This window comes from Gilvimarinus sp. 1_MG-2023 (genome assembly GCF_030548285.1).
The window spans coordinates 1-231 of sequence record NZ_JAUOSC010001838.1 but is presented as its reverse complement, the minus strand read 5'-3'; the positions used below and the strand labels follow the sequence as shown (position 1 = coordinate 231).

Sequence of the window (231 nt, the reverse complement as noted above, 5' to 3'; positions counted from 1 at the left end):
CATCAAGTTCGATGCTTGGTTGTATCAGGGGTATGACGATGCTCGGGCTGCACTCCTTGAAGTAATAGCTACCGCGCTGACAGAGGCTGTGGACGGGAATGCAAGTTTGGCCACGAAAACCAAGAAACTTCTGGCCCGGGTTGATGGGTTCAGGGCTATGGGGCTATTGGCCGAGGGGGCAGCCCTGCTGGCAGGGGTTCCAACAGGCGGACTTATAGCCAGGGGTGTTGG

The 231-nt window shown here is 57.1% G+C and carries 1 protein-coding gene; it reads left to right on the top strand.

Translation table 11 applies throughout. The annotated features are described in order from the left end of the window. Position 1: 1 nt before the first annotated feature. On the top strand, positions 2 to 231 hold a 230-nt coding region (locus Q4563_RS23045; protein ID WP_303606206.1), incomplete at its 3' end, for a P-loop NTPase fold protein.